Raw genomic sequence first — 24765 nt, 5'->3', positions numbered from 1 at the left:
GGACATGGGACTGCCATATTTATGCGTTATCAAAAGGAAAGTATGACAAGTTGGCTGGGATAAAGTTCATCGAATTATGGTAATGAAACGACGCAAATTATGGGTAAACCTGTTGGGTGGCGGGATCGCATTGCTGCTGATTGGCGCTGTCACGCTCGGCGTCGGTATTGTCTATGTATTGAATCATTATGGCAAGGATCTGCCGGATTATTCACAGCTGGAAAATTATGAGCCCCCGATCGTTAGTCGGATTTACGCCGGGGACGGCAGCCTGTTGTCGGAATATGCCAAGCAGAAAAGATTGTTCATTCCCATTTCTGCCGTGCCCCCGAAATTGATTCAGGCCTATTTATCGGCGGAAGACAAGAATTTTTACGAACACGGCGGCATTTCCTATATGGGGCTGATGCGGGCTGTATTCGTTAATATCAAGAATGTTTTTACCGGGCGACGGAAGGTCGGGGCCTCGACCATCACCCAGCAGGTGGCGAAAAATTTCCTGCTGACGGGCATTCAGACCTATGAGCGTAAAATCAAGGAGGCCATCCTGGCCTACCGGATTGAAAAGGCATTCACCAAAGACCAGATCCTCGAATTATATCTTAATGAGAATTACCTCGGCTACGGCTCTTACGGTGTTGCGGCGGCGGCCTTGAGTTATTTCAACAAACCGATTGATGAGCTGGAACTGGAAGAAATGGCCTATCTGGCAGCTGTGCCGAAGGCCCCGAATAATTACCACCCGATCCGCAAATACGACAAGGCTGTTGGGCGTAGGAACTGGGTGCTGAAGCGCATGGCTGAAGAAGGCTATATTACCGAACAGGAAATGGTCACAGCCCAGAACAAGCCTTTGGTGACGGCCAGCCGGGATCGTACCCGCACCTTCAAGGCGGAATATTTCACCGAAGAAGTGCGTCGGGACCTGAAACGTATGTTTGGTGATGAAGAGCTTTACGAAGGAGGGCTTTTTGTCCGGACGTCATTGCAACCGGACTATCAGGTGATTGCCGAGCGGGAATTGAAGAAGGGCCTGATCGTGTATGATCGACGTCATGGCTGGCGTGGTCCTGTAAGTCAAATTCCCTTGGCGAATATGATGTCTGAAGAGAGTAAACGCGAAAAATTGCAGGCCATCATAGACCAGGATATTCCTCTGGGCATCAAAAGCTGGCAACTGGCGCTGGTTACGGATGTTGCCGATGATCAGGCGACGATTATGTTGTCGGAAGGGGCGGGGGCTGTAATCCCGCTCGACGAAATGACCTGGGCACGGCCCTGGTTACCGAAAGAATACCTTGGTCCCAAGGTTGAAAAAGTCAGTGACGTCCTTAATGTCGGTGATGTGGTGGTGGTTGAGGAAATAGAGCGTGCTGATGATCCGGCAAAACCCGAAGCCACTGCGGCGGATGAAACCTCTGGCGTGGATGGTCTTGAAACCATTGATCTTGATCTACAGGCGCCTGCACGTCATTTTGGATTGCGGCAAATACCGGAAATCAACGGTTCCTTGGTCGCCATGGACCCACATACAGGTCGGGTCCTTGCCATGGTTGGAGGGTTTGATTACCAACGCAGCGAATATAACCGGGCAACCCAGGCCGAACGTCAACCGGGATCGGCCTTTAAGCCGTTTGTGTATGCGGCGGCCCTGGAACAGGGGTTTACCCCGTCAAGCCTGATCCTTGATGCGCCTTTCGTTATTGAACAAGGCTATGGTATGGGGAAATGGAAACCGCAGAATTCAAGCAATAAGTTTTACGGCGCCAGTACGCTGCGGCTGGGTATTGAAAAATCCCGTAACCTGATGACCGTACGCCTGGCGCAATATCTTAAGATGGACAGCATTGTCGAGATGGCGGAACGCATGAATATCATGGATGATATGCCTAAACTTTTGTCCATGTCATTGGGGGCGGGGGAATCTACTCTGCTAAAAATGACCACGGCCTACGGTATGGTGGTGAATGGTGGCAAGGAAATCACACCAACTTTCGTTGATCGTATTCAGGACCGCTATGGCAAAACCATCTTCCGAAATGACAGGCGCGACTGTCCGTCCTGTCAGGTTGAAGCCTGGAACGATCAGAGCGAACCCCAAATTCCTGATCCGCGCAAGGAAGTCATGGACCCGGTAACGGCATATCAGATGGTGTCCATGATGGAAGGCGTTGTACAACGCGGCACAGGGATACGCATTCGCGCCCTGAAGAAACCTTTGGCGGGAAAAACCGGGACGTCGGATGACAGCTTCGATACTTGGTTTATCGGCTTTTCACCGGATCTGGTGGTGGGGGTGTTTGTCGGCTTCGACAAGCCACGTTCTTTGGGAAAATATGAGGAAGGCTCGTCAGTTGCAGTACCAATTTTCCGGGACTTTATGAAATATGCAACAAAAGGCGCGCCAGTTATTCCCTTCCGGATTCCTGAAGGGGTCCGCCTGGTGCGGGTCAATCCGAAAACCGGACAACTGGCGGCCGTTGGCGAGAAAAACACCATTCTCGAAGCCTTCCGTCAAGGAACTTTCCCGACAAAAAATGGTGAAGTTCTTGACGGGATTAATTCTCTGGTGCAAACAAAGACCAAACTTCGCACCGGTACCGGTGGCATTTATTAATCTGATATATTTGGACGTATTTTATGAAAGCTGAAACGCAGACATTTGTCGATAAAATCAAGCAGTCGCTCGAACTGCTGAGGAGGCATCTTTGACTGGGATATCGCCCTTGATAGACTAGACGAACTGACCGCCCTTTCCGAAGACCCCGATCTTTGGTCCAACCCCACCAACGCCCAGAAACTGATGCAGGAAAAGAACCGGCTGGAACAGTCGATTAATCTGTGCAAGTCGGTTAATCAGGAGCTTAAGGATAATCTTGAGCTGATCGAGATGGGTGAGATGGAAGGTGACGACGAGGTGGTTGCCGAAGCAGAAGCCGCCATTGAAGCCCTGACGGCACGGGCCGGAGAAATGGAATTCCAGACCCTGTTGTCCGGGGAAGCGGACCCGAATGACACCTATCTTGAGATACATTCCGGCGCTGGCGGCACGGAAAGTCAGGACTGGGCCAATATCCTGCTGCGTATGTATACGCGCTGGGCGGGCGCGCATGGCTGTAAAGTTGAACTGATGGAGCAGCATAACGGCGAAGAAGCCGGGATTAAATCGGCGACCATTCAGATCAAAGGCGACAATGCCTATGGCTGGTTAAAAACGGAAAGTGGTGTTCACAGATTGGTGCGGATTTCACCTTATGATTCCGCCGCCCGTCGCCACACCAGCTTCGCCAGTGTCTGGGTCTACCCTGTGATCGACGATAACTTCGAGGTGGAAGTCAACGAGAGTGACCTGCGTATTGATACTTATCGCGCATCGGGGGCCGGGGGGCAACATGTCAACACCACCGACAGTGCGGTGCGGATCACTCACGTCCCGACCAACATCGTTGTACAGTGTCAGAATGATCGGTCTCAGCATAAAAACCGCGCAACCGCGATGAACATGCTGAAAGCGCGGCTTTATGAGGCTGAGTTGCAACGGCGGGAAGATGAGGCCAACGCGACCCATAGCAGCAAGTCGGATATTGGCTGGGGTCACCAGATTCGTTCTTACGTATTGCAGCCTTATCAGATGGTCAAGGACTTGCGCACCGGCGTTGAATCCGGTCAGCCAGACAAGGTTCTGGATGGCGATCTGGATGAGTTTCTTAATGCGGCGCTTGCCGCCCGGGTGCATGGCAGTTCCGATGAGGTCGATGATATTGACTAGGCCAGGCCTCTATTGAATGTGAGAAAAGGGAGCCTACAGGCTCCCTTTTTTATTGGCTGGAGTGTATCTTTTTTGGTTTACCTTATTTCAGGCCCAGGACTTCTTTACCCTGAATGAAATTCACGTCCACTGGAATATCGGCGGCTTTCAGGCGACCCAGGTCGGCTTTCAGAGTCGGGCTCATGATGCCTTTGGTGTGGAGAAGTTCCATAGCCCGGTCATAATCGCCGTCGCCTTGAATGGTCAGCAGGATATTGCCAAGGCTGTTCATTGCCTCGACGAATTTTTCCTGATCAACAACATAGTAACCGTCTGCATTTTTGGCAAAGGCACCTTTCTCGAGGAAATAGTTAAACCGGATCATATTGGCCTTGCCGTGGGCAGAAGAGGCGCCGAAGCGGCTGGAGCGGAAGATGCTGGCGACAAAGGTGACGTAATAATCCATCATCACTCCTTCCGTAATCTCGCCTTTTTCATACAGTTTTTTGATCATATAAAGACCGAGCAGATCAGCCTTGCCTTCTTCATAAGAGGAGGCCGCGTCCTTCAGGGCCAGACGTACCGGTCCTTTTCCGGTCAGGGTCTGTTTGATGCCCAGTCCGTGAGAAACCTCATGAAACATGGTGTTGGAGAAGAAAGCGTTAAAGGTTACGTGTTTGCGCTGTTCCGGCGCGATCAGCTGTTCTGAAATTGGCAGCAGGATTTTGTCAAATTTTGCCCGCATGGCGTTTTTGAGTTGCAGTCGCCGGGTGCCTTTCTTGAGTTGAACTTCTTCATCATTGGGCAAATTGATGGCGATGGTTTTCGACCCGGCATTGGTAAGGCCGCTGTAATAAACCGCATCATAGGCATTGAGGTCGGAGTCGGTCCCCGGCGTTTCCGCCTTGTATGCGTCTGATACCGGTAGACCTTTCTGCAATTCCGGCAAAACGGCGGTGAATTTCGCCAGTTTCTCGCTCCATACCGGGTCCTTGATCAGGATGTAAGTTTCATATGCGGCGCGATAGCCATAGAGCATGTCTTCGTAGGTTTCAATGGCGCCGATCACCAGTTCGACCGGGTTGGTCTTCATATCCATCCAGGCAAAGTCGCTGGGTTGATAATTGTCCGTCTCAATGGCGTCGGCGCGCAGCATCAGATAATTCTTGAATTCTGGATTATCAGCGAGGGTGGCGGCCTGGCGCAAGATGTCTGCGGCTTTGGTGAGCTGGGCTTTATAAATCACGTGATAAGGAACAACAGTGAGTTTGCCCGCCTCATCTCGGCGCAGTACACTATAGAGTCCAACTTTATCTGGGTGATCGAAGGCTTCGAATTCCTCTTTGGTGATGTCGGCAGGGTAGAAATTGGCTCCAAGTGGCTTTTCACCAACCCCTTTTAAAAACGGCTTGTCGCCATCAAGGCGGTCCCATGGGCCGTAATTTTTCAAAACAAAGGCCTTGGCTTTTGGATCAGAAATACTATTGAGCAGGGCTTCCTTATCGCCGTAAGTTTGTTGCCAGAACAGCTCATCCATGATTTTTGCCGCGTCTATGAGCAGGCTGACCATTTGGCGTTGATTGTCACTTAAATGGCTCAGGTCACTGGTCAGGGTAAAGTCGGTGTAAATATCTGCGCGTTTTTCGGCGGCTTCTGATATCCAAGGGTTCTCCGAGGTTGCCACGGGCTTGTCTGTGCCGCTGTCGCCGCAGCCGGAGAGCGCCATCAGGGCGGTTGCTGATACAGCGGTGAGAAGAGTTTTGAGTTTTAATGTCATTTTTGATCCCGATTTTTTGATTATTTTTGAAATCAGAGTGTTGCAGAAAAACAGCTGTAGTTCAAAGGGAAAAGTCATGGTTGTACGGAGGTATTTTTTCGGATAAAGGCCAAGGCAACCAGCCAGAAAAGACTGGTGGTTTATTACATTTGGCACTATTTAGGCTATTTAAGCCATTTTTCAGACTTTTCCGTGTCGCTTTCTTTGGCATTTACCCATCTCGCGCCTGTCGAAGTCTGTTCTTTTTTCCAGAAAGGGGCGTCTGTTTTGAGCCAGTCCATGATAAATTCGGCAGCCTCAAACGCGGCTTCCCGATGAGCGGAAAGAATGACCACCAATACAATCTGGTCGCCGGGATACAGCGGGCCATAGCGGTGAATGACCGTGCCGCCCTGCAATGGCCATCGTTTCCCGGCCTGGACGCAAATTGTCTTAAGTTGTTTCTCCGCCATGCCGGGGAAATGTTCCAGGGTCATTTGGTTGATTTTCTGGTCACCATGAAAATCACGCACCAGTCCGGTAAAGCTGACAACGGCCCCGACATCGGTGCGGCCTTGCGTCAACTCATTGATTTCTGCTGCAATATCAAAATCATCTGATTGCACGAGGACTTTCATGGTTATCCTCCGGTCATGGGCGGAAAGAAGGCGACTTCCCGGCATCCTTCAAGGGAATGGTCCAGCCCGACATAAGCCTGATCAACGGCGACGCGGATAACGTCCATATTCTCAAACGCAGCAACATACTGGGGACCCTGTGTCGTCAGGTGGTCGATCAGGTCAGCGACGCTGATGATATCCGCGGGCAGGTCACGGGTTTCACAACTGTGTCCGATGGTTTCCCGAAGACGCGCGAAATAAAGAATTTCCATGTTCTTACTCCATCATATGCCGCAAGCCGGTTCTGAGGTAATCATATCCGGTGTAAAGTGTTATCAAGGCCGCCACCCATAGACAAATATTGCCAATCATAACAGAAGGAATAATGTCTGGAGAGGCTTCGCCGACCAGCAGGAAGCCGAGCGCCAGCATTTGCAGGGTGGTTTTCCATTTGGCAAGATAGGATACAGGAACGCTGACCTTCAGATCGGCGAGGAATTCCCGCAGGCCTGAGACGGCGAATTCGCGACACAGGATGATCACAGCGGCAATCACGGCAAGGTCTTCGATCCGCTTGAAGGCAACCATCATCAGAAGAGCTGCCGCGATCAGCAGCTTGTCAGCGATCGGGTCCATAAATTTACCCAGTGCGGACGACATTTCATATTTTCGCGCCAGATATCCATCAAAAAAATCGGTGACGCCGGCAATGGTGAAAATGGCAAAGCCGATCCAGTTGGATTTAGTGCCGTCCAGATAAAAAGAACCGACGATCAAAGGGATCATCAGGATACGGGAAAAGGTCAGCAGGTTGGCGAAATTATACATGAGTACCCAATATATGTTTGGCAAAGAAAACCTGAAAACACTTATACGGGATCAGGGCGGCTCGAACAATAGAGAAGTCAGACCAGCCGGGGTATTTACGCATCTTCATGGAAATAGTTGTAAATGGTTTGGGCCAGGGACCGGCTGATGCCGGTTACTTTTTGCAAATCCTCCAGGGCAGCTCCTTCGACGGCCTTGGCGGAACCGAAATGCAGCAACAGGGCTTTCTTACGGCTGGGGCCAATGCCAGGCAGGCCGTCAAGAATGGATTTTTGCATATTTTTGCCCCGTTGCTGACGATGACTGCCAATGACAAAACGGTGGGACTCATCCCGTAATCTTTGCAGGAAATACAAGGTTGGGTCCGTTGGGGGAAGTTTGAACGGGGCCTTGCCCGGCAGATAAAAATCTTCGCGCCCGGCATTGCGGTCCGGCCCCTTGGCGATTGCGACGAGAGGAATACCTTCCAGGCCCAGTTCTGCCATGATTTCCTGCACGGCGGAGAGCTGCCCTTTACCGCCGTCAATGAGCAGCAGGTCCGGCCATGTGGGGCTGTTGCGATCCGGGTCTTCTTTAAGCTGGCGTTTAAAGCGCCGGGTCATGACTTCGCGCATCATGGCGAAATCATCTCCGGGCGTAAGGTCCGTAGATTTGATATTGAATTTGCGGTAGCTGTTCTTGTCAAAACCTTCCGGACCCGCAACCACCATGGCGCCGAGGGCATTGGTGCCGGATATATGACTGTTATCGTAGATTTCAATCCGGTTGGGAATGCCATCAAGGTCAAACAATTCTGCAACGCCAGCGAGAAGCTTCTTCTGAGAGGATGTCTCCGCCAACCGTCGTTGCAGAGCCTCCTTGGCGTTCTTTTCCACCATATGGAGCAGGCTCAGTTTATCGCCACGCTGGGGAAAAGATATTTTAACTTTGCGCTCGGCTTTGAGGCTCAGGGCTTCTTCCAACAGGGAGCGCTGTGATATGTGGCTGTTGATCAGGATAAGCCGGGGCGGGGGTTTGTTGTCATAAAACTGCGATATGAAAGCCGGCAGCACATCAGAAATGCTTTGGTCTTTATGATGGCGGGGGAAATAGGCCTTGTTGCCCCAGTTCTGTCCGGCGCGGAAGAAAAATACTTGAATACAGGTCTGTCCGCCCTGTTGAACGCCGGCGATTATATCCGCTTCGTCCACATGCCCCTGATTGCCATCCTGTCGGGATTGTACCGCGGCCAGAGCTTTCAGGCGGTCCCGAAGCAACGCCGCCAGTTCATAGGACTGTTCGGCGCTGGCCTGTTCCATTTTGTGAGTGAGGTCATCTTTGATGGCCTGACTGCGTCCGCTGAGGAAATCGTCGGCGGAGTGGACCAGATTGCCATATTCAGGGAGTGATATCTTGTCAACACAAGGCCCGGCGCACCGTTTGATCTGATACAGCATACAAGGCCGCGTGCGGCTTTTATAGACACTGTCAGAGCAGGTGCGCAACAGGAATGCCCGTTGTAAAATGTGCAGGCTGTGGTTTACCGCCTGAGCCGAGGCAAAGGGGCCATAATAAAGACCTTCCTTTGTCTTCGCGCCGCGATGTTTCTTGACCTGTGGCGCCGGATGGGACGTATCGATCATAATATAGGGAAAGCTTTTGTCGTCGCGCAGCAGGATATTATACGGCGGTTTCAGCCGTTTGATCATGTTGGCTTCAAGAAGCAGAGCTTCTACTTCCGTATGTGTTGTAATGAATTCCATACTGCGGGTCAGGTGAACCATACGGGCGATACGGTATGACAGGCCGCTGAGATTGGTGTAATTGGCAACCCGGTTTTTCAGGCTCTTTGCCTTGCCGACATACAGGACATTACCAGCGTCATCCATCATCCTGTAAACTCCCGGTTTCCCCGGGAGGTTCTTGACATATGTTTTGATGATTTCAACGCCGTCGTTCATAGATGTAATATCAGGTAATGGGTTGTGAAACTGCTTCTTGTATAAATAGCGAACATCACCACCGCGACGCAAACTATTTATCTTTGCATATGTCACGCTGCCGTAACGGTATAGTAAACAAATGGTAAATATCCTTCAGAATCAAAGACTAATCTTTTTCGCTTCTGGCGCAAAAAAAACTATCCACGAAAGCTGTGGATAAGTCCGTGTATAACATTGGTGTTACACAGTGATGAGGGCAGGAACATTGGGGTTAGACCTTATTGCCTAATTTTTGTGCAAAATTTACAAGTTATTGATTTATATAGACAAAAATAAAGTCAACAGGCATTTGGAAAGAAAAAACCGAGGAATGTTTCGGAACGAAAAGATTGCATTTATTAATGTTTTGCTGCTGTGCACAAGTATAGGCGGTATTGCGCTTTAATACTGATATAACAATGTATTACAAAAGCTGATACATAATACATAATACATAATATAAGAATATATTAATGTTTATTGGGCCCGTGAACGCTCGATTTCAATCCCTACACTGGTGGTGTTTTTAATGGCTTCGAGTTTTTCAACGCGCACCCGAACACAAGAAATACGATCATCTTGTAAACTCATCGAAGCAATATTTTCGGCCAGGGTTTCCACGAGATGGACATGTCCTGCGGCGACAATCGCTTCAATATCCTTGGCGATCTTTTCATAGCAAACCACATTGTCAATATTATCCTGTAAACCTGTGGGGCCCTCTATGACGGACAAGTCGATATTGACGCGTATTTTTTGGGGGGATTGTTTTTCATGATCATAGATACCGATATAGCTGTCCAGCATAAGGTCACGAATAAAAACGTGCCGGGTCGCACGAGCAGCATCCGCGTAGCGGGGAAGTGGGGCCAGGTTACTTACTGTCATGTGTTTTTATCCGATCACCGGTCAATCAATGCTTAAGAACAACGGCCACTTTTCTGGCTGCGCATCCCTTAGTTAGTATGAATGGCTCAAATGCGCAATTACCTTTTACGGATTTCTTAGCTGACAAGGTTTGTTTGTGATGCCAGATAAAGCAAATAACCGACATAAAGCCCTATAAATAATACGCCCGTCATACGGTTTATTTTCCATTTTCCCATGGCATAGGGCACGAGAAGCAGGGAAGAGGCAAGGAATATCCAGAAATCAACCTGCATGAACTCGTCTGGAATATTAATCGGGGCGACCAGGGACGTAATCCCCATGATGGCGAGTATATTAAACAGGTTGCTGCCAATAATATTTCCCATGGCGACATCGCCATGTTTGTTGCGGGCTGCCGAAATCGAAGTGACAAGTTCAGGCAGAGATGTACCAATGGCGACGATCGTCAGGCCGATGACCGCTTCTGACACACCGACTGTCCGGGCAATAGTGATTGCGCCGTTCACCAGAATATGGGCGCCAAAAATTAACCCCGCCAGACCAAGAATAATGGTGAAAATGGAATAAAACAAAGGTGCTTTCTTGATCGGGGTTTGTTCCAGGTCCTGTAATGCATGGGCGGCGAATTGAGTTTCTTTCCTCATAATGGCGGCGTTGCTTTTGGCCCGGCGTACAGCATACAGCAAAAAGGCGGCCAGCAAACTGACCATGAGGAGACCTTGCCAAATGTGCAGCGGGGCAAAAAAGCTCAAGCCAATCAGCAAGACTGTCGCCAGGAGCATGAAAATCAGATTATGCCGTATTTCATCGTCATCACAGACGAAAGGATAGAGCAGTGCCGGTACCCCAAGGACCATAAGAACATTGGCAATGTTACTGCCGACGACATTACCAAGGGCCAGATCGGCTGCACCGGACAGAGCGGCATCGACACCAACAACGAGCTCCGGGGCGGATGTACCAAAGGAAACCACGGTGATTCCAATCACAAGTTTACTGACATGCAGGCGCTCCGCGATAGCGACGGCGCCGTCAACCAGCTTATCTCCCGCTATCACCAAGAGGATAAGGCCTCCTATGACTGAAAAATATTCCACTTTTTATCCTGTCGTTTGATATTGCACTACGGGAGGACAATGTAGATCTTTAAGGCTTATTTGCAAGGTTATTTTCTGGTGTAATTTCATGACATGCCGTGTAACAAAGTCAGGCTGTCCTCACTTAAGCAGAAGCTGGCGGGAAGGGGGCCGCCGGGGTCGCCGTCAATCTGGAGACACGCGGGACGGTCGGATTCTATATATACTGCGGTTGCGGTAACTGTCGTGACCGAGGGGGTGGACGGAATTTGATTACGCAACATTTTCCAGGCATAAACAAGGGCGGCGCGACGACCGATTTCGGGCATCATGACCACTTGAAATTCGGGGTGTGACAGGTCTGCTTGGGGGGCGCAGAGAAAACGACCGCCATAATATTTTCCCTTGGACAGGATCGCTGCGCCGACCTTATAGGTCACTCCCTCTATCGTAAGGCGATAGGTCACAGGGGAGCGACACAGGACTTGTTTGAGGAATGACACTGCATAAGCGGCTTTGCCGAGATGGTTTTTGAGGCGCAGATTGACGTTATGAACGCTTTCTGCATCTGGTCCGACGCTGGCCATCAGGCCAAAGTAAGCATCGTCGGCGCCATCCTTTCTCTGAACAATTCCAAGATGGCTACGCTTATAATGATTCTGCAGGATGGGCCGGGCGATGGTGGCCGGTTTTTCATTCGGTAATATTTCTTTGGCCAGTACATTTGCAGTGCCCAGTGGTATAATGCCAAAAGGAATGGGAGAGGGGTACAGGCCGGCAAGGACTTCGCGTATGGTGCCATCTCCACCGGCGGCACATATGACATCATATGCGCCTTCTTTATAGTGTCGGGCAAGTGCAGTGGCGTGACCCGGCGCTGTCGTGGTTATAATATCTATTACGTGGCCGGCTGTTTCCAGTGCATTTTTTACCTGATCCAATAGGCGGGTCTTTTTCTGACCCGCCTGGGGGTTATAGATGATGACGATGCGCATTGCGCTGTTCACGGCATTTGACTGTCTATAGCTTGGAAAGCATTTCTTTGGCTTCGTCGATTTTTTCGAAGTCAGGGTCTTCTTTCAGCAAGCGGGTCAGAATTTTACGGGCCTCTTCATCCTGGCCGGTTTCCAGCAAGGCTTTGGCTTTTCCGATAGTGAAGAGGGATCTGTTCTTCTGGTCATTTGTCGGCAACAGGGCCAAGGCCTGATTGAAATGATCAATCGCTCTGGCCGCTTGTCCCTGTTTCATCAGGACCTGAGCGAACGTATCCACGACCTCCGGTATGTTGGGAGCCATATCAAAAGCTTTTTGAGCATGTGTCAATGCCTGATCATTTTCACCTTCACCGAGATAGATATTGGCAAGGTTGTTATGGGCATGCAGTAAAAGTTTCGGTTTTTCTGTCACGGTGATCAGCAAGTCATACTGTGCCTTGGCATTGGCCATATCTTTTTTATGAAGATAAAGATCGCCGAGGAACTGTTTGGATTCCGCATTGTCTTCGTGCTGGTCCGCCCAGTTTTTGGTGACAGATATGGCCAGGTCTACCTGATTATTCTGGGCCAGATTACGGGCATACAGCATATTAATCATGCCATTATCCGGATATTGCCGATAAATAGGCTTCAGAATATCAATAGCGGATTTGGGGTCGCCCAAATTGGTTTTTAAACCGGCTTTCAGAATACTGACCTTGACCGCATCTTCTTCGGATCCGGGGCGAATAATATTGAGTGTTTTTTCAGCTTGTTTGTACCGCCCAGTAGAAATATATAATTTGGCCAGTTCAAGTTGGTTTTCATAATCATTTGGCAGCAGGCGGTCCAGTTTTTCTAGTGTCGCCTGGTATTTAACCTGGTCCTTGGTGAGCAGATAGCCTCGCAGCAAATATTTCATCGCAGGGATGTTGTTTGGTGCTTTTATCGTAACGCGCTCAAGAGTTTCAACAGCCCTCTGGGCTTGACCACTCCGCAGGTATGCCTTGCTGGCGATCAGTTGATAGATACCTGTGGACTTCAGGTTTCTTGGCATGTCATCAAGAACTTTCAAGGTGTCCTGAGGTCTGCCAAGAGTATTGTAATAATCTGAAAACAGGAGTTTGTTCTCCGGTGCGGCGTCTGGTGCGTTAATGGCATTGTCGACGATTGTTTTGACCTCGCTATATTTCTTTTCTTTAATCAGGTCTTCCAAAATAAGTTTTCCGGCCCCAATATCACTTGGATCAAGTTCCAGGGCCTGACGCGCCAGTGCCTCTGCTTTTTCATTATTTCCACGCATTTTCTGGAAAATCGCATAGCGCGCCCGGACTTCTGCCACATTGGGCGCGACTTCGATCGCGCGAGCAAAGTCAGCATGCACTGCGTCAGTTTTTTTCAATATGCTATTTAATACTGCAGACATGGTCCATGGCTTGTAACTATCAGGTGTGGTCGCTTTATATTGTTCTATATATGATGCGGCGCGATCAAGTTGCCGCACTTGCAACGCTTTGCTGACCAGATAATATAAGTCTTGTCCCGGTTCTTTTTCTTCTGTTTCCTTACTAAGGGCTTCTTCCAGGTTTTTGAACCCTTCCTCGTAATTTCCCTGGGCAATTTGCAGAAGAGCGGTGTTTTTCAGGAAAGATGAACTGTTTGGCCGTTCTGCAGCCAGTTTTTGGTAAGCTTCCAAAGCGACATCAACTTTACCAATTTTTGCCGATGCAAGTGCGACGAGGTTAAGCATTTCACTATCGGTTTGTGAAGTGCTGGTCTGTCCGGCATCAGCAAGTAATTGGGCGGCGCTTTCAGCTTCCCCAAGTTTTAATTTTGTTGCAGCCAATAATTTAAGAGACGGTATAGATCCGGTTTTGCTATAGAAGTTACTAAGTTTCTGGTGAGCGTTTTCCAGATCATCGAGGAAATAGGAGCTGGCGCCATTCACAAGGATAGCGTCCAGATTTTCAGAAGATTTGGCCAGTACGGCGTCGCTTAATGTTTTTGCCTCATCATATTTTTTTTCCATCAGGGAAATATTTGCCAGCAAAGTCTTGGCCCGGAGATGGTCTGGATATTGTTGGGTAATTGGTGAAATCCATTTGCGGGCTATTTCTAGCTCTCCCTTTAAAAGATGCGTATAGCCGAGTTCCATCTTATATTGTGGGTATTGCGGAAACTTCTCGACAAGACGGCTATAGACTTTATTGGCCTCGTCCAGTTTATCCTGGCGGATAAGCAGTTCACCTTTTACGGATAAGTTCTGGCGTTGGTCCTTAACGATTTCATCTGCCTGAGAAAGCCAATCAAGTGCCACTTCCAGTTTTCCTGAAAGGGCCGTAAGCCAGGCTTTGGTGATAAGGACGCGTGTGTTTTGCGGGCTGAGACGGAGGGCTTCATTAATGTAGTTCTCCGCGTTATCCATGTTTTTGATAAACAGTGCAGGGTTAGTGCGATCACGAGTGGCAATATAGGCCCGACCCACAACTTCAAACATGAGGGCATTTTCTGAGCCCTGGAGGAGTTCGCTTTCAAATTCAGAAATAACCTTGCCGGGTTTTCTCTGATAGAGCCAAGATTCAGCCAGCTTATGTTTTAGGAACTCTTTATTATAGCCCAGAGACACGGCCTTGTTGTAGGCAATCTCCGCTGCGGCGCCGTCTTCCAGATCAAGGAAGATGTTTCCCCGGGTGACCTGAAGTTCTGCATTCTTGGGATAGTATCGGATCGCGGTCGCCAATTCGAAGAGCGCCCGGCGACTGTTTCCTGTGGTATGGGCTTCATAGGCGCCATCCAGATAGGCATTTTCTGTTTTAATTTCTTCCTCAGAACAGGCGGTCAGACACAAAGCAACAATGAGTGCCAGTATCTTATGTGATGCCTTAATGGTACGCCACCCACTGTACAGTGCGGCCTTTATTGTATGTGAAGCGATTTTATTACGCGCCAGGAAAATTATATGTTGTCCCATAGTATCTATTCTACCCAATATATTTATGTGCAAACTCTGGATTAATCTAATCCGTTTTCTTGGTTCTAGTCTTAAAATATGAAGAAACAGCTAAACTGTTTATCATTAGGACAGATTATGGTCTGAAAATCAAGAGTAGGGGGAAAACAGGGTGTCAGATTTTTTTACAGTTTTTATTTTTTGATAATATTGTATTTATAACAAATACTTAGGTTGTATTTTGGTCATCGGATAGGTATTTGAAAGGACGAGCGGGCTAAAAGTGTCGGAATTCTTTACATATTTGAGTTAAAACCTGTGTCCAAGAATTTTAAATAAGGTTTTTTTTTGTAATAATTATTTTAATACAATGACTTATGTTTTTTGGCACGGGGGTTGCATAGGTTGGGATGAGAATTAGAAACAGGGTTCTCGTTGTAACATTGAGAACGAACTGTTTTGGATTAAAACTAATTTTAAAGTATTCTTTAATTAGAGTTAAATGGAGAGAATAAAATGAAAAATAAGATTTTGAAAACACTGTTGGCTGGCGCCGCTGTAGCAACAATGGGTATTGCTTCTGCACAGGCTGGTTACGATACATCAACACCAGGTTTTCTGTGTGAAACTGTTGCAGAGTGTGACTTGGCGAGCACTACACCTTCCGCACCTGGTTCAAATTCATCCAACGATACATGGGGTGTAACAACCATTTCTGCTATCGAGCCTCTGAATGCAGGACCATTTGATCCAGCACTCTGGACAGAAGGTGAAGATGGCGACATCCTGTTTACATATTTCCACGGTTTTGAAGACAAAAAAGTTTTCGTAAACAGCCCGACTTCAACAGACATCTATTCTGTCGGTGGTATGGTTGATATTTACCGTATCGATGCAGCGACATTGGCCGGGATTGATCTGACTGACCAGGCTTCAATCGAAGCCGACCTTGCAGCGCTGACAAAATATCTGGAATTGAGCTTCATTCCTGGTTGTAGCAGCATCGTAGCCCCTGCGGCAACATTGTGCGGTAACTTTGATTTCGATACTCTGAACGGCGTATCAAGTGGTTCTGCAGTAGCAACCGATGGTACTGCGATGGCAAAATACCCTGAAATCTTTGAATTCGAACAGTCAATTGAGCCTTGTGGTTTGAATGTTAACTGTAACGGCACTTCCTTTAACCTGGTCGTTCGTAGTGGTTCTGCAACAACTACTGCACTTCCTGCACCAGGTGCACTTGGTCTTCTGGGTCTTGGCCTGGTTGGCATGGGTCTGGCGGGTCGTCGTCGGAAAGCCTAATAAGTCTGATCCTGATATTATAAATATCGGGACGACACAGAATGAAGAAAGGGACGGTTTTTACCGTCCCTTTTTTTTGTGTGAAGATTGAAAAAAGTGTCAGGAAAGATAACTGAACTTGCGCTCATAATCTAGGGTCTGACCGTAAGGGAAGTCCTCATATGACCAAAGCTTGATATCTGTTGAGGCAAACAAGGTTTCATCTTGATTGATCAGATCCGGGCAAATGACATCGGTGCTCTTAATTTTTCGTCGAAGCTGAACATGCACTAAACCGGGGCTGTCTGCTTCAACCCGGAAAGCACCGGTAATCTTGTCAGCAAAATCATGGTTCTGATAAAGGCTGTCTTTTACAGCGCCAATATGCAGTCCTGTTTTTAACCTGTCCTTATGACGCCCGCGGATACAAATTAATGGCATGTTAGGCAACTGAGGTATGGGTAAACCAAGGGCTTGAAAGGGGGCCTTTATTTCACCCGTTTCCAATAAGCGGGCCTCGTCTCCGGTTTGGTAGCGGAACAAGGGAACAGGTGTGTCTTTATCCAACAGGCTTACCAGCAACTCGCCAAAGCCGTCGCTGTCACGGTCTGGGGTTTCCATATAATGAGCGAGTGGATTATAGGCAAACAGCATGGGAAGAGGGTCTTTAGGACTATTACATCCGAATAAGGTTCTCAAAAGAACGGGATTGTTGTTGATGGCCCGTCTCAGAGCAATGGTTTCCAGTGTCTCAAAACAAAGATTTAAGCCCAATTCACCAACACCCATGGAGGACCCGATGATACCCGTAGCCGGGTTGTCGGGATTTATATGAAGCTTTGAGCCAACATAGTCGCGAAATTTTTCGCCAAAGGTTTCTTCGCCAATGATCAGATGTTTATGTATTTTCTTCCAGTCGACGTGCCAATGCTCGGCCTCATCAAGCAGGACCTTCAGGAACAAAGGGTCGCAGGTAATGATAATCTGATCATGATAGGGGGAAAATTTTCGAATAAGAGCCAGGGCCATATCTTCCCGCACACTGACTTCTGCCTGAGTGACTACATTTGAGGGAAACCGTACGCCCATGGGCAGACAATTAACGAGTAATGTTTTTTTCTCATCTATGTTGAAAACACCTTGTAAGGCAAGGTCAATCATATCTGGTGTGGATTTACGTTGTTTACGGGTGGTCAGGCCATAAGCAAAGTTACCACTATGCCCGGAACTGGTCAGAACGCCGCTGAGCGCATCAAGCGCACCAGGGCGACATAAATCTTCAAGTTCAAATCGATTGAAGGTATTTTCTTTCGCCATTTTAAAGGACAGCTGACTGTAGTCTTCACTAGATGAGACAGCCTCTGAATCGATTCGGGCTTCATCGAGTAACTTTTTAAGGGCAGGAGAGGATTTTTTCGCCGATTTGAAGCGTTGCACAAGTTTTTTTTCTCCCAGCTTTTTCAAGCCTTCAGGAGTGGATTTTTCCAGCATTTTGAGCTGTATTTTCCGCTGTATTTTTTTGATGAATTGTTGTGCCATGATCCTATGTGCCGAGAGTTGTTCTCTTTTTTTTATATGCGATTAAAGAAGGGTTTTTCATCCTTACATTAAAGTGAATATTTTAAGAGACTGTTAATGTCTATGGCGTAAATTTATATTAGATTTAGCAGAACTTTATAGACCTAATAATGGGTGAGCTCCAAAGAAAAACATTTTCTTTCCAATTGAGTTAGATAATATGCCTCAGATAGCTGCAAAAGCAGAAAGTTACAGAAAAAGTGAAAGTGTTGAGGCGAGGATGAAGAGTGGGGTGACGCCAGACACAGTTAAAAAAAGGTTCTGGGATAAAGACGTCGCTTTCCCCAGTCGTTTAGTGGAAAACATGCGAGAATTGCAAAAACTTTATCAATTACGGTATGATGTATACTGCCTGCAAAAGGGTTTTCTCAATCCTGAACATTATCCTGATAATTGCGAAATAGATGATTTTGACCGGCATTCATTGCATTTCGGTGCCTTTGACGACCTGGGAAATGCTTTGGGCACATTACGGCTGGTACGTAATTCAGAGCTGGGTTTTCCTATGTTGGGGCATTGCAAAATTGATGACCCTGATCACATTCCTGAAACGGCTGGTGAAATATCCAGATTAGCAGTCAGCAAAATGATCCGCAAAAGGCAAGATGACGGTGATTACGGGATGGCTGTTGCCAATGCGCCGATAGATGCGCCTCTTGGAGCCCCCAAAGATAACCGCAGGCGGCATCGTCCTGATATTGTCGTGGGGCTCTATAAAAGTTTGTATCAGGAATCAAAGCGCAGCGGTATTACCCACTGGATAGCAGCGATGGAACCCAGTTTGTTGAAACTGTTAAGACGGTTTTATTTTAATTTCGAAGCGATCGGGCCAGAGGTGGATTATTATGGACCCGTGCGACCTTATATGGTTTCCTTGAATAATGTTGAAGACCAGGTTTATAAAAGTTCGAAACCTTTCTACGCCTCTTTTGTTAAAGGTTTGCCTCCCGAACTCATCCGTCATCCGGTCTCCTAGTCTTTTATTAAGATTCCGGGACTATGGTCATGATGTATTTAGCAAAATGACACGGATAACATAATGCAGGCGCAAGCAAGCTCTCTTTCTTCTTCGGTTTTTAAAAAGTGGTTTGATCTATTAAACCGCTATCGCTTTCTTTGTCTTACAGTTCCTCTTATCCTGTGTTTTCTCTTCGCTTGGGGGGGGCTGTCCCTTCGGGAGAATAGCGATGGGCGTATATTCTTTGCGCCCGAAAGTGATGAACGTCAGACACTGTTATCCCTGGAACAAAATTTTACCGAAAGCAACAGCCTTTTGTTGGTGGTTAACACCGATGGTGCAGACCTGTTTGAGCCTCGGGCGTTGGAAATTCTTCTCCGGCTTACCGAGCAGGCCTGGCAGATCCCCTATGTGACGCGGGTGAATTCCTTAACCAATTTTCAGAGAGTTTCCTCCGAGGAGGATGAAATCGTCATTACTTCTCTGATTACGCAAGAAATGCTGGCATCTCCTGCACAAATTGATGAAGCCCGCGTCTATGCGCTGTCAGATCAGGACCTTTTGGGGCAGATAATTTCTGAAGATGGAAAAACGGCTGCGATTGCATTGAATGTTGCGGCCCCAAGAGGGGACAGCGCGGTTTTGGCGGAAATCATGGCTGCTGTGAAGAATTTGAAAAATGAAGCGGCGCAAGACGATGACCAGTTAAAATTTTATATTACGGGAGATGCGCCGCTTGATGCCGCTTTCAGTGAGTCTTATGCTCATGATCTAGAAGTGGTATTCCCCTTCTTTATTGTGATGGTTTTTGCAGTAAGTTTTTATTTTTTCAGATCGCTCAGGGTTGCGGGACTGATATTGCTCTTGATGGCGCTGGTGGTAAGTGCAACGATGGGAATTGCCGGTTATAGCGGTATAGAACTAACCGCAGGCACCAGTGGCGTCCCCATTATTTTGATGACGATATCCTTGGCGGACTTTATTCATATCCTGTCTTCCTTGCGGCGAAGAATAACGCTTGGTCATGTAGGTAAGGATGCTGTGTATGAGGCGATTCGTCACAATTTTCTGCCAATAACACTCACCAGCTTTACAACATTCATCGGGTTTATCAGCCTGAATTTCAATGATGCGCCGCCTTTTCAGGATATGGGCAACCTGGTGGCGGTCGGTATTGTACTCAGTTTCTTTCTAACATTTACCTTTTTTCCCGCCGTTCTTTTAGGAATGAAACCTGACCGGGTTTTCCCCAAAAACATGAAAACAGTATCCCAAAATAGCCGTTATGCGGAATATCTTGCGCGATTTATATGTCAGTGGCGGAGTGCAGTAATGGTGGTTACTGTGCTTGTTGCAATATTTGTTTGTCGTGGAATCTGGCTTGTTGAGCTTGATGATGATTGGGTGAAGTATTTTGATGAAACGAATAATTTCCGTCAGGATACGGAATTTGTGGCGGGACACCTGACTGGGGTGGATACGATCGATTATCATGTTGTTTCTGATTATGACGGCGGTGTGGTGAATGCCGATTTTCTGGCGAAGCTAGATGCGTTTGAAAAATGGGCGTTACAGCAATCTGAAATCGTTCACGTAACGTCTATTGTGTCGATTTTCAAAAAAATGAACCGTCATATGAATAGCGCAAGCCCGGGGAAGAGTGAGATCGCAGAAAACCGTGATCTGAATGCTCAGTATTTGTTGTTGTATGAAATGTCTTTACCGATGGGACTGGATCTTAATGACCGCATTGATATATCAAAAGAATCTACCCGGGTTACCATCACTGGAACTGATATGACATCTCAACAGATGCGGCGCCTGGATCACAAAGTAAGTCAAAAGTTACAAACCATGAACTTGGTTGGCGACGGGGTGACCGGAACGGGAGTACCATTGTTGTTCGCCAATTTGTCGGAAAGAAATATTCGTTCCATGCTGACGGGTATTGGGTTTGCTATTGGGCTGGTATCACTCATAATTATGGTCGTCTTTCGCAGTGTCAAATTGGGTATAATCAGTTTTGTCGTCAATATCCTGCCTATTTTAATGGGGTTTGGCGTATGGGGTTGGGCGTATCAATATGTCGGCTTGTCGTTAACTGTGGTGGCGGCCATTGCCTTCGGGATTGTGGTGGATGATTCTATTCACTTCATCACTAAATTTCAGAAATCTCTTAACGAACCAGGGCAGGGCAGTGAAAAGGCGCTGGTGAGCACTTTCTCGGAAGTTGGAGGCGCATTGATGATGACAACCTTTATTCTGGTTTTGGGCTTTGGGGTATTATGTTTTTCAACATTTCAGCCCACATGGGCGCTTGGTCTTATATCTGCGGTGATGATCACCATTGCATTAATTTATGACGTGTTGCTGCTGCCAGCAATACTTGTTATGTTCCCGAGTAAGAAGGTGCCTCGTCTTTAATTGTTTCAGCGATTGATCTGAAACATATGGTAGAGCGCCTGTTCGTGAAGAAAAAACTTTTTTTAACGTCTTTATAAGGCTTTAGAAATCATTTCTTCATAAATTGTTACTATGGTCTGTATGAATCAAGGCAGGGTCCCGGGGTATATAGGGACCGTTCAAAATAAAATTTCGAAAAAGAATGGCGTAAAGGCTGCATTATTTAATATGATCAGAATATTTAAACACTATATTCCTAAATCCTTGTTTTATCTTGGAATTCTGGAGTGTCTTATCTTACTTGCCGCGATCTGGGCCGGGCTTAGCTTTCGTTTTTATCAAGCGGACCTGGATATGCCGGCCATTTCCACCTATGCCGTTGAAGTCATGGCGTATGTATTTGTAGTTTATATTGTATTGCTTGCCACAGGGTTGTATCAACTGGATGCCTGTCGTGAACTGAAGGTAACGGGAATTCGCCTGATCACCAGCCTGGGCTTATCCTTTTTAATTCTGTCGGTTGTCTTGTATATGTTGCCAGAGATTGACCTCTGGCGGAGTGTGATTGTTTATGCGCTTGTTCTGACCTATCCGGGGTTGCTGTTTAGTCGGTATATATTCACCCATATCGTTGATTTAAAAGGTCTGAAAAGGCGTGTTCTGGTTCTTGGAGCCGGAGAGCGCGCTGCAATGGTCCGCACCTGTGGCCAGAATAATGGTGGTACCGTCGAGTTTATTGATTTTCTGCGGATCAATAAAAGTGAAGATGTGATTTCGGATGCGGTGCCTTTCAAGGATGCGCAGCCCCTTAAGGATTATGTGACGGAACACGCGGTTCAGGAAATCGTCGTTGCGATTGAAGAAAGACGCAAGGCGCTGCCGATCAGGGAGTTGCTTGATTGTAAAATGGAGGGCTGCAGCATTTGTGATGCGACGACCTTCATTGAACGTCAGTCGGGCACGGTGAGCCTGCATAATCTAAGCCCGAGCTGGATGATTTTTTCCGACGGCTTTGGTGGTGTGCGGGAAATAGATTTGGTCCTGAAGCGTATGTTTGATGTGTCGGCCAGTTTACTTCTTCTGATTGCAAGTATGCCTATTCTAATTTTGGCGGCGATTGCCGTTAAGGCGACTAGCAAGGGCTCCGTGCTGTACCGTCAGGAAAGGGTAGGTCTGAACGGCAAACCTTTTAATGTTTTGAAGTTCCGCAGTATGACCGTTGATGCGGAAGCAGACGGTGTCCCGAAATGGGCGGCGAAAAACGATGTGCGGGTTACGGCTGTTGGTCGGATTATACGGGCCACGCGAATTGATGAAATTCCACAAATTTTTAATGTCTTGGGTGGGGCCATGAGCTTTGTTGGGCCACGCCCGGAACGCCCTTTCTTTGTTGAACAGCTAGAGGAAAAAATCCCCTTTTACGGTGAACGGCACTGGGTCAAGCCGGGTATTACCGGGTGGGCTCAGTTGAATTATCCCTATGGCGCCTCCGAAGAGGATACCAAGCGTAAACTGGAATACGACCTTTATTATATTAAGAACTATTCATTGTTCCTTGATTTCCTTATACTTATTCAGACTGTGCGCGTAGTATTATGGCCAGACGGGGTGAGGTAAAACGACACAATGGAAAAAGAATTCGGTGACATAGGTTTCATAACCTTCGTCCTCTCGGGGGGGGCTTATTTTCTCTTATCTCTCTACTTGGTGGTGAGAAAGCAAAATACGGGGGATAATCTCTGGCTCAATGTAGCCATTCTGGTAAGCGCATTATGGTCGTTAGTGACCGCGTTGACTTTCTCTGGGGTTCTTGTTTTATCACTTTTTCTGCCTGTCCTTGAAACTTTGCGGGGGATCGCCTGGATATTTTTCTTTGCCGCGTTGCTGACACGCATGTGGCACATGCAAGGTAATCCAGAACTGGGCCGAAAGCTGTATCGCTATCTATTCACGGGTTTGGGCGTCATCTTTACCTTGAATATGGTGGAACTGGGTGCCGATTTCGGCATTCTAGGCTTTGAGTATCCAAATGATCTTAAGGTGTACAGTATTCTGATACTATGCATCATAATCTTTCTGCTTGTGGAAAATCTGTATCGCAATTCTTCTGTCGGAAGCCGGTGGGGCATTCGGTTGCTGTTGCTGAGTGTCGGATCCTTATACATATATGATTTTCTGCTGTTTGCAGACACTCTTCTGTTCAGCGCAATTGGCGTAAAACTGTATGAGGCCAGAGGTCTGGTTAATTTCATTATCGTTCCTCTTCTGGCTCTGTCGGTTTCGCGTAATCCGACCTGGAAAATGAACATCGGGTTTTCCCGTAAGGTGGTGTTTCACACCGTAACCTTGATCGGGACGGGGGCTTATCTTATCGGTATGGCATCTGCAGGCTATTTCTTACAAAATTATGGTGGTAAGTGGGGAAATCTCCTGCAGGCGACGTTTATACTGATCGCGCTGGTCGGGTTGGTGATTTTTATCACGTCCGGTCGTTTCAGGGCCATCACCCAGGTGTTCCTCACCAAACATTTTTTCAAATACCGCTATGACTATCGGGAAGAATGGCTGAAGTTTATTAAGACCATGTCTGATACGGGGGAGCATTATAACCTGCGGGAAAGGTCGATTAAATCTCTTGCCGACGTCATGGATAGTCCGGGCGGCGCCTTATGGCTGTGTGATCAACCGGATGTCTATCAATTGGCGGCCAAATGGAATTTCCCTTATGACGAAGAGGGGGAGCTGTCTTCGAAAGATACATTTATTGACTTTCTGGCGCGTAAGGAATGGGTTATTGACCTGAATGAGCAGGCCGAAAATGGTAAAGTTGCGCAACATGATATTGCTCTTCCAGAATGGATTGCGGCAAATTCTCGCTATTGGCTGGTTTTGCCTCTGGTGCACCTGGGAAAACTGATTGGTTTCGTGGTTCTTCTGCAACCGCGGGTCAAAAGCAGTCTGAATTGGGAAAGCACGGATTTGGTAAAAACCATCGGCCGTCAGGTAGCGAGTTATCTGGCGGAGCAGGTATCGGAGATGGCGTTGGCGGAAACGCGGGAATTTGACTCCTTTAACCGGAAATTTGCGTTTGTGGTGCACGACATCAAGAACCTTACCAGCCAACTGTCCCTGATGGTCAAAAATGCAGAGAAGCATGCCACCAACCCTGAATTCCAAAAAGACATGGTGCTGACGGTACAGGACTCTGTGGCCAAGATGAACAGCCTTTTGTCACGCATTACCATTGTGCAGGAACCGGCCAAAGAAAAAACGGACGATAGTCTGGACCTTTGTCAATTGATCGGCGATATTATAGGACGATATAATAACGGGGTGCTTGCAGTTAACTTTGATGGCTATGATTGTGATCTGGATGTACTGGCGGACGCAGAAACTGTGGAAACGGTTATGATGCATTTGATCGAAAATGCCCGGGAAGCGTGCGCAGAAGAAGATATGAAAATCGGTGTCCAGCTTTCCCGGGAAGGGGAATTCGCGATCATCAAGGTTAGCGATAATGGTCATGGCATGGATCAGGACTTTATTAAGAATGAACTCTTCCGACCGTTCCGTTCCACCAAAAAGAACGGATATGGCATAGGCGCTTATGAAAGTCGTGAAATGATTAAAAGCCTGGGGGGACGTTTGAATGTTAGCAGCACCCCTGGTGAAGGAACAACAATGAAAGTTTATCTTCGGATGGCTTTAGATAATAACGAATTGGTATTATAGGGTAAGAAT

17 protein-coding genes are annotated in these 24765 nt (G+C 47.6%); 7 read left to right on the top strand and 10 right to left on the bottom strand.

The genetic code is table 11. From position 1 onward, the window contains the following. Positions 1-76 precede the first annotated feature (76 nt). Positions 77-2617: a penicillin-binding protein 1A gene (locus FIV45_RS09360; protein WP_099474869.1), complete on the top strand. Its 2541-nt coding sequence runs from the start codon at positions 77-79 to the stop codon at positions 2615-2617. Positions 2618-2640: 23 nt separating this feature from the next. Then, a protein-coding gene (prfB, locus tag FIV45_RS09355; protein ID WP_099474868.1) for a peptide chain release factor 2 occupies positions 2641-3769 on the top strand; the annotation gives its coding sequence in 2 pieces (ribosomal slippage) (positions 2641-2709 and positions 2711-3769; 1128 coding nt in all). A gap of 82 nt (positions 3770-3851) precedes the next feature. On the opposite strand, the gene FIV45_RS09350 is transcribed toward prfB, so the two are convergent. The 9 genes from FIV45_RS09350 to prsT form a co-directional block, all read right to left on the bottom strand. Continuing rightward, positions 3852-5525: a dipeptidyl-peptidase 3 family protein gene (locus FIV45_RS09350; protein WP_099475013.1), complete on the bottom strand. Its 1674-nt coding sequence runs from the start codon at positions 5523-5525 to the stop codon at positions 3852-3854. Positions 5526-5689: 164 nt separating this feature from the next. Further along, entirely contained in the window at positions 5690-6142 is a 453-nt protein-coding gene (gene moaE / locus FIV45_RS09345) for a molybdopterin synthase catalytic subunit MoaE (RefSeq protein WP_099474867.1), read from the bottom strand. Positions 6143-6144: 2 nt separating this feature from the next. Further along, on the bottom strand, positions 6145-6396 hold the full coding sequence (gene moaD / locus FIV45_RS09340; protein ID WP_099474866.1) for a molybdopterin converting factor subunit 1: 252 nt from the start codon (positions 6394-6396) through the stop codon (positions 6145-6147). 4 nt (positions 6397-6400) lie between these two features. After that, positions 6401-6952 (bottom strand): CDP-diacylglycerol--glycerol-3-phosphate 3-phosphatidyltransferase, encoded by a 552-nt coding sequence (pgsA, locus tag FIV45_RS09335; RefSeq protein ID WP_181040174.1) that lies wholly within the window; start codon positions 6950-6952, stop codon positions 6401-6403. A 95-nt stretch (positions 6953-7047) separates the two neighbouring features. Further along, on the bottom strand, positions 7048-8892 hold the full coding sequence (gene uvrC, locus FIV45_RS09330) for an excinuclease ABC subunit UvrC (protein WP_099474865.1): 1845 nt from the start codon (positions 8890-8892) through the stop codon (positions 7048-7050). A 498-nt stretch (positions 8893-9390) separates the two neighbouring features. Next, complete coding sequence (folB, locus tag FIV45_RS09325; protein WP_099474864.1) at positions 9391-9801, bottom strand: dihydroneopterin aldolase; 411 nt, start codon at positions 9799-9801, stop codon at positions 9391-9393. 116 nt (positions 9802-9917) lie between these two features. Beyond that, positions 9918-10901 (bottom strand): calcium/sodium antiporter, encoded by a 984-nt coding sequence (locus FIV45_RS09320; protein ID WP_099474863.1) that lies wholly within the window; start codon positions 10899-10901, stop codon positions 9918-9920. Between the two features lie 86 nt (positions 10902-10987). Then, the gene (locus tag FIV45_RS09315; protein WP_133118609.1) at positions 10988-11887 is read right to left on the bottom strand and encodes a diacylglycerol/lipid kinase family protein; all 900 of its coding nucleotides are present in this window, start codon (positions 11885-11887) and stop codon (positions 10988-10990) included. Between the two features lie 13 nt (positions 11888-11900). Next, on the bottom strand, positions 11901-14825 hold the full coding sequence (gene prsT, locus FIV45_RS09310; RefSeq protein ID WP_099474861.1) for an XrtA/PEP-CTERM system TPR-repeat protein PrsT: 2925 nt from the start codon (positions 14823-14825) through the stop codon (positions 11901-11903). A gap of 495 nt (positions 14826-15320) precedes the next feature. Here prsT and FIV45_RS09305 point away from each other — a divergent pair, with 495 nt between their 5' ends. Next, the gene (locus tag FIV45_RS09305) at positions 15321-16106 is read left to right on the top strand and encodes a hypothetical protein (RefSeq protein ID WP_139932325.1); all 786 of its coding nucleotides are present in this window, start codon (positions 15321-15323) and stop codon (positions 16104-16106) included. Positions 16107-16205: 99 nt separating this feature from the next. Here the strand turns inward: FIV45_RS09305 and FIV45_RS09300 are convergent, their stop codons facing one another. After that, complete coding sequence (locus FIV45_RS09300) at positions 16206-17576, bottom strand: phenylacetate--CoA ligase family protein (RefSeq protein ID WP_133118608.1); 1371 nt, start codon at positions 17574-17576, stop codon at positions 16206-16208. Between the two features lie 247 nt (positions 17577-17823). Here FIV45_RS09300 and FIV45_RS09295 point away from each other — a divergent pair, with 247 nt between their 5' ends. From FIV45_RS09295 to prsK, 4 genes are all read left to right on the top strand, one after another. Continuing rightward, a complete protein-coding gene (locus FIV45_RS09295; RefSeq protein WP_099474858.1) occupies positions 17824-18639 on the top strand; it encodes a PEP-CTERM/exosortase system-associated acyltransferase in 816 nt (271 codons plus the stop codon). 63 nt (positions 18640-18702) lie between these two features. Then, positions 18703-21045, top strand: a complete 2343-nt coding sequence (locus FIV45_RS09290; RefSeq protein ID WP_099474857.1) for an efflux RND transporter permease subunit — start codon at positions 18703-18705, stop codon at positions 21043-21045. Positions 21046-21252: 207 nt separating this feature from the next. Continuing rightward, on the top strand, positions 21253-22641 hold the full coding sequence (locus FIV45_RS09285; RefSeq protein ID WP_099475011.1) for a TIGR03013 family XrtA/PEP-CTERM system glycosyltransferase: 1389 nt from the start codon (positions 21253-21255) through the stop codon (positions 22639-22641). Between the two features lie 9 nt (positions 22642-22650). Next, positions 22651-24756: an XrtA/PEP-CTERM system histidine kinase PrsK gene (gene prsK, locus FIV45_RS09280; RefSeq protein ID WP_099474856.1), complete on the top strand. Its 2106-nt coding sequence runs from the start codon at positions 22651-22653 to the stop codon at positions 24754-24756. Positions 24757-24765 lie beyond the last annotated feature (9 nt).

It is taken from the genome of Paremcibacter congregatus (genome assembly GCF_006385135.1).
In the GTDB taxonomy this organism is placed as follows: domain Bacteria; phylum Pseudomonadota; class Alphaproteobacteria; order Sphingomonadales; family Emcibacteraceae; genus Paremcibacter; species Paremcibacter congregatus.
The sequence above is the reverse complement of the archived record's forward strand: the minus strand, read 5'-3'. Positions and strand labels throughout refer to the sequence as shown.

Bases quoted from the DNA above. Each gene is read 5' to 3' on its own strand.
- FIV45_RS09360 (WP_099474869.1), top strand. From the start codon at position 77: ATGGTAATGAAACGACGCAAATTATGGGTAAACCTGTTGGGTGGCGGG.
- FIV45_RS09350 (WP_099475013.1), bottom strand. From the start codon at position 5,525: ATGACATTAAAACTCAAAACTCTTCTCACCGCTGTATCAGCAACCGCC.
- moaE (WP_099474867.1), bottom strand. From the start codon at position 6,142: ATGAAAGTCCTCGTGCAATCAGATGATTTTGATATTGCAGCAGAAATC.
- moaD (WP_099474866.1), bottom strand. From the start codon at position 6,396: ATGGAAATTCTTTATTTCGCGCGTCTTCGGGAAACCATCGGACACAGT.
- pgsA (WP_181040174.1), bottom strand. From the start codon at position 6,952: ATGTATAATTTCGCCAACCTGCTGACCTTTTCCCGTATCCTGATGATC.
- uvrC (WP_099474865.1), bottom strand. From the start codon at position 8,892: ATGAACGACGGCGTTGAAATCATCAAAACATATGTCAAGAACCTCCCG.
- folB (WP_099474864.1), bottom strand. From the start codon at position 9,801: ATGACAGTAAGTAACCTGGCCCCACTTCCCCGCTACGCGGATGCTGCT.
- prsT (WP_099474861.1), bottom strand. From the start codon at position 14,825: ATGGGACAACATATAATTTTCCTGGCGCGTAATAAAATCGCTTCACAT.
- FIV45_RS09305 (WP_139932325.1), top strand. From the start codon at position 15,321: ATGAAAAATAAGATTTTGAAAACACTGTTGGCTGGCGCCGCTGTAGCA.
- FIV45_RS09300 (WP_133118608.1), bottom strand. From the start codon at position 17,576: ATGCTGGAAAAATCCACTCCTGAAGGCTTGAAAAAGCTGGGAGAAAAA.
- FIV45_RS09295 (WP_099474858.1), top strand. From the start codon at position 17,824: ATGCCTCAGATAGCTGCAAAAGCAGAAAGTTACAGAAAAAGTGAAAGT.
- FIV45_RS09290 (WP_099474857.1), top strand. From the start codon at position 18,703: ATGCAGGCGCAAGCAAGCTCTCTTTCTTCTTCGGTTTTTAAAAAGTGG.
- FIV45_RS09285 (WP_099475011.1), top strand. From the start codon at position 21,253: ATGATCAGAATATTTAAACACTATATTCCTAAATCCTTGTTTTATCTT.
- prsK (WP_099474856.1), top strand. From the start codon at position 22,651: ATGGAAAAAGAATTCGGTGACATAGGTTTCATAACCTTCGTCCTCTCG.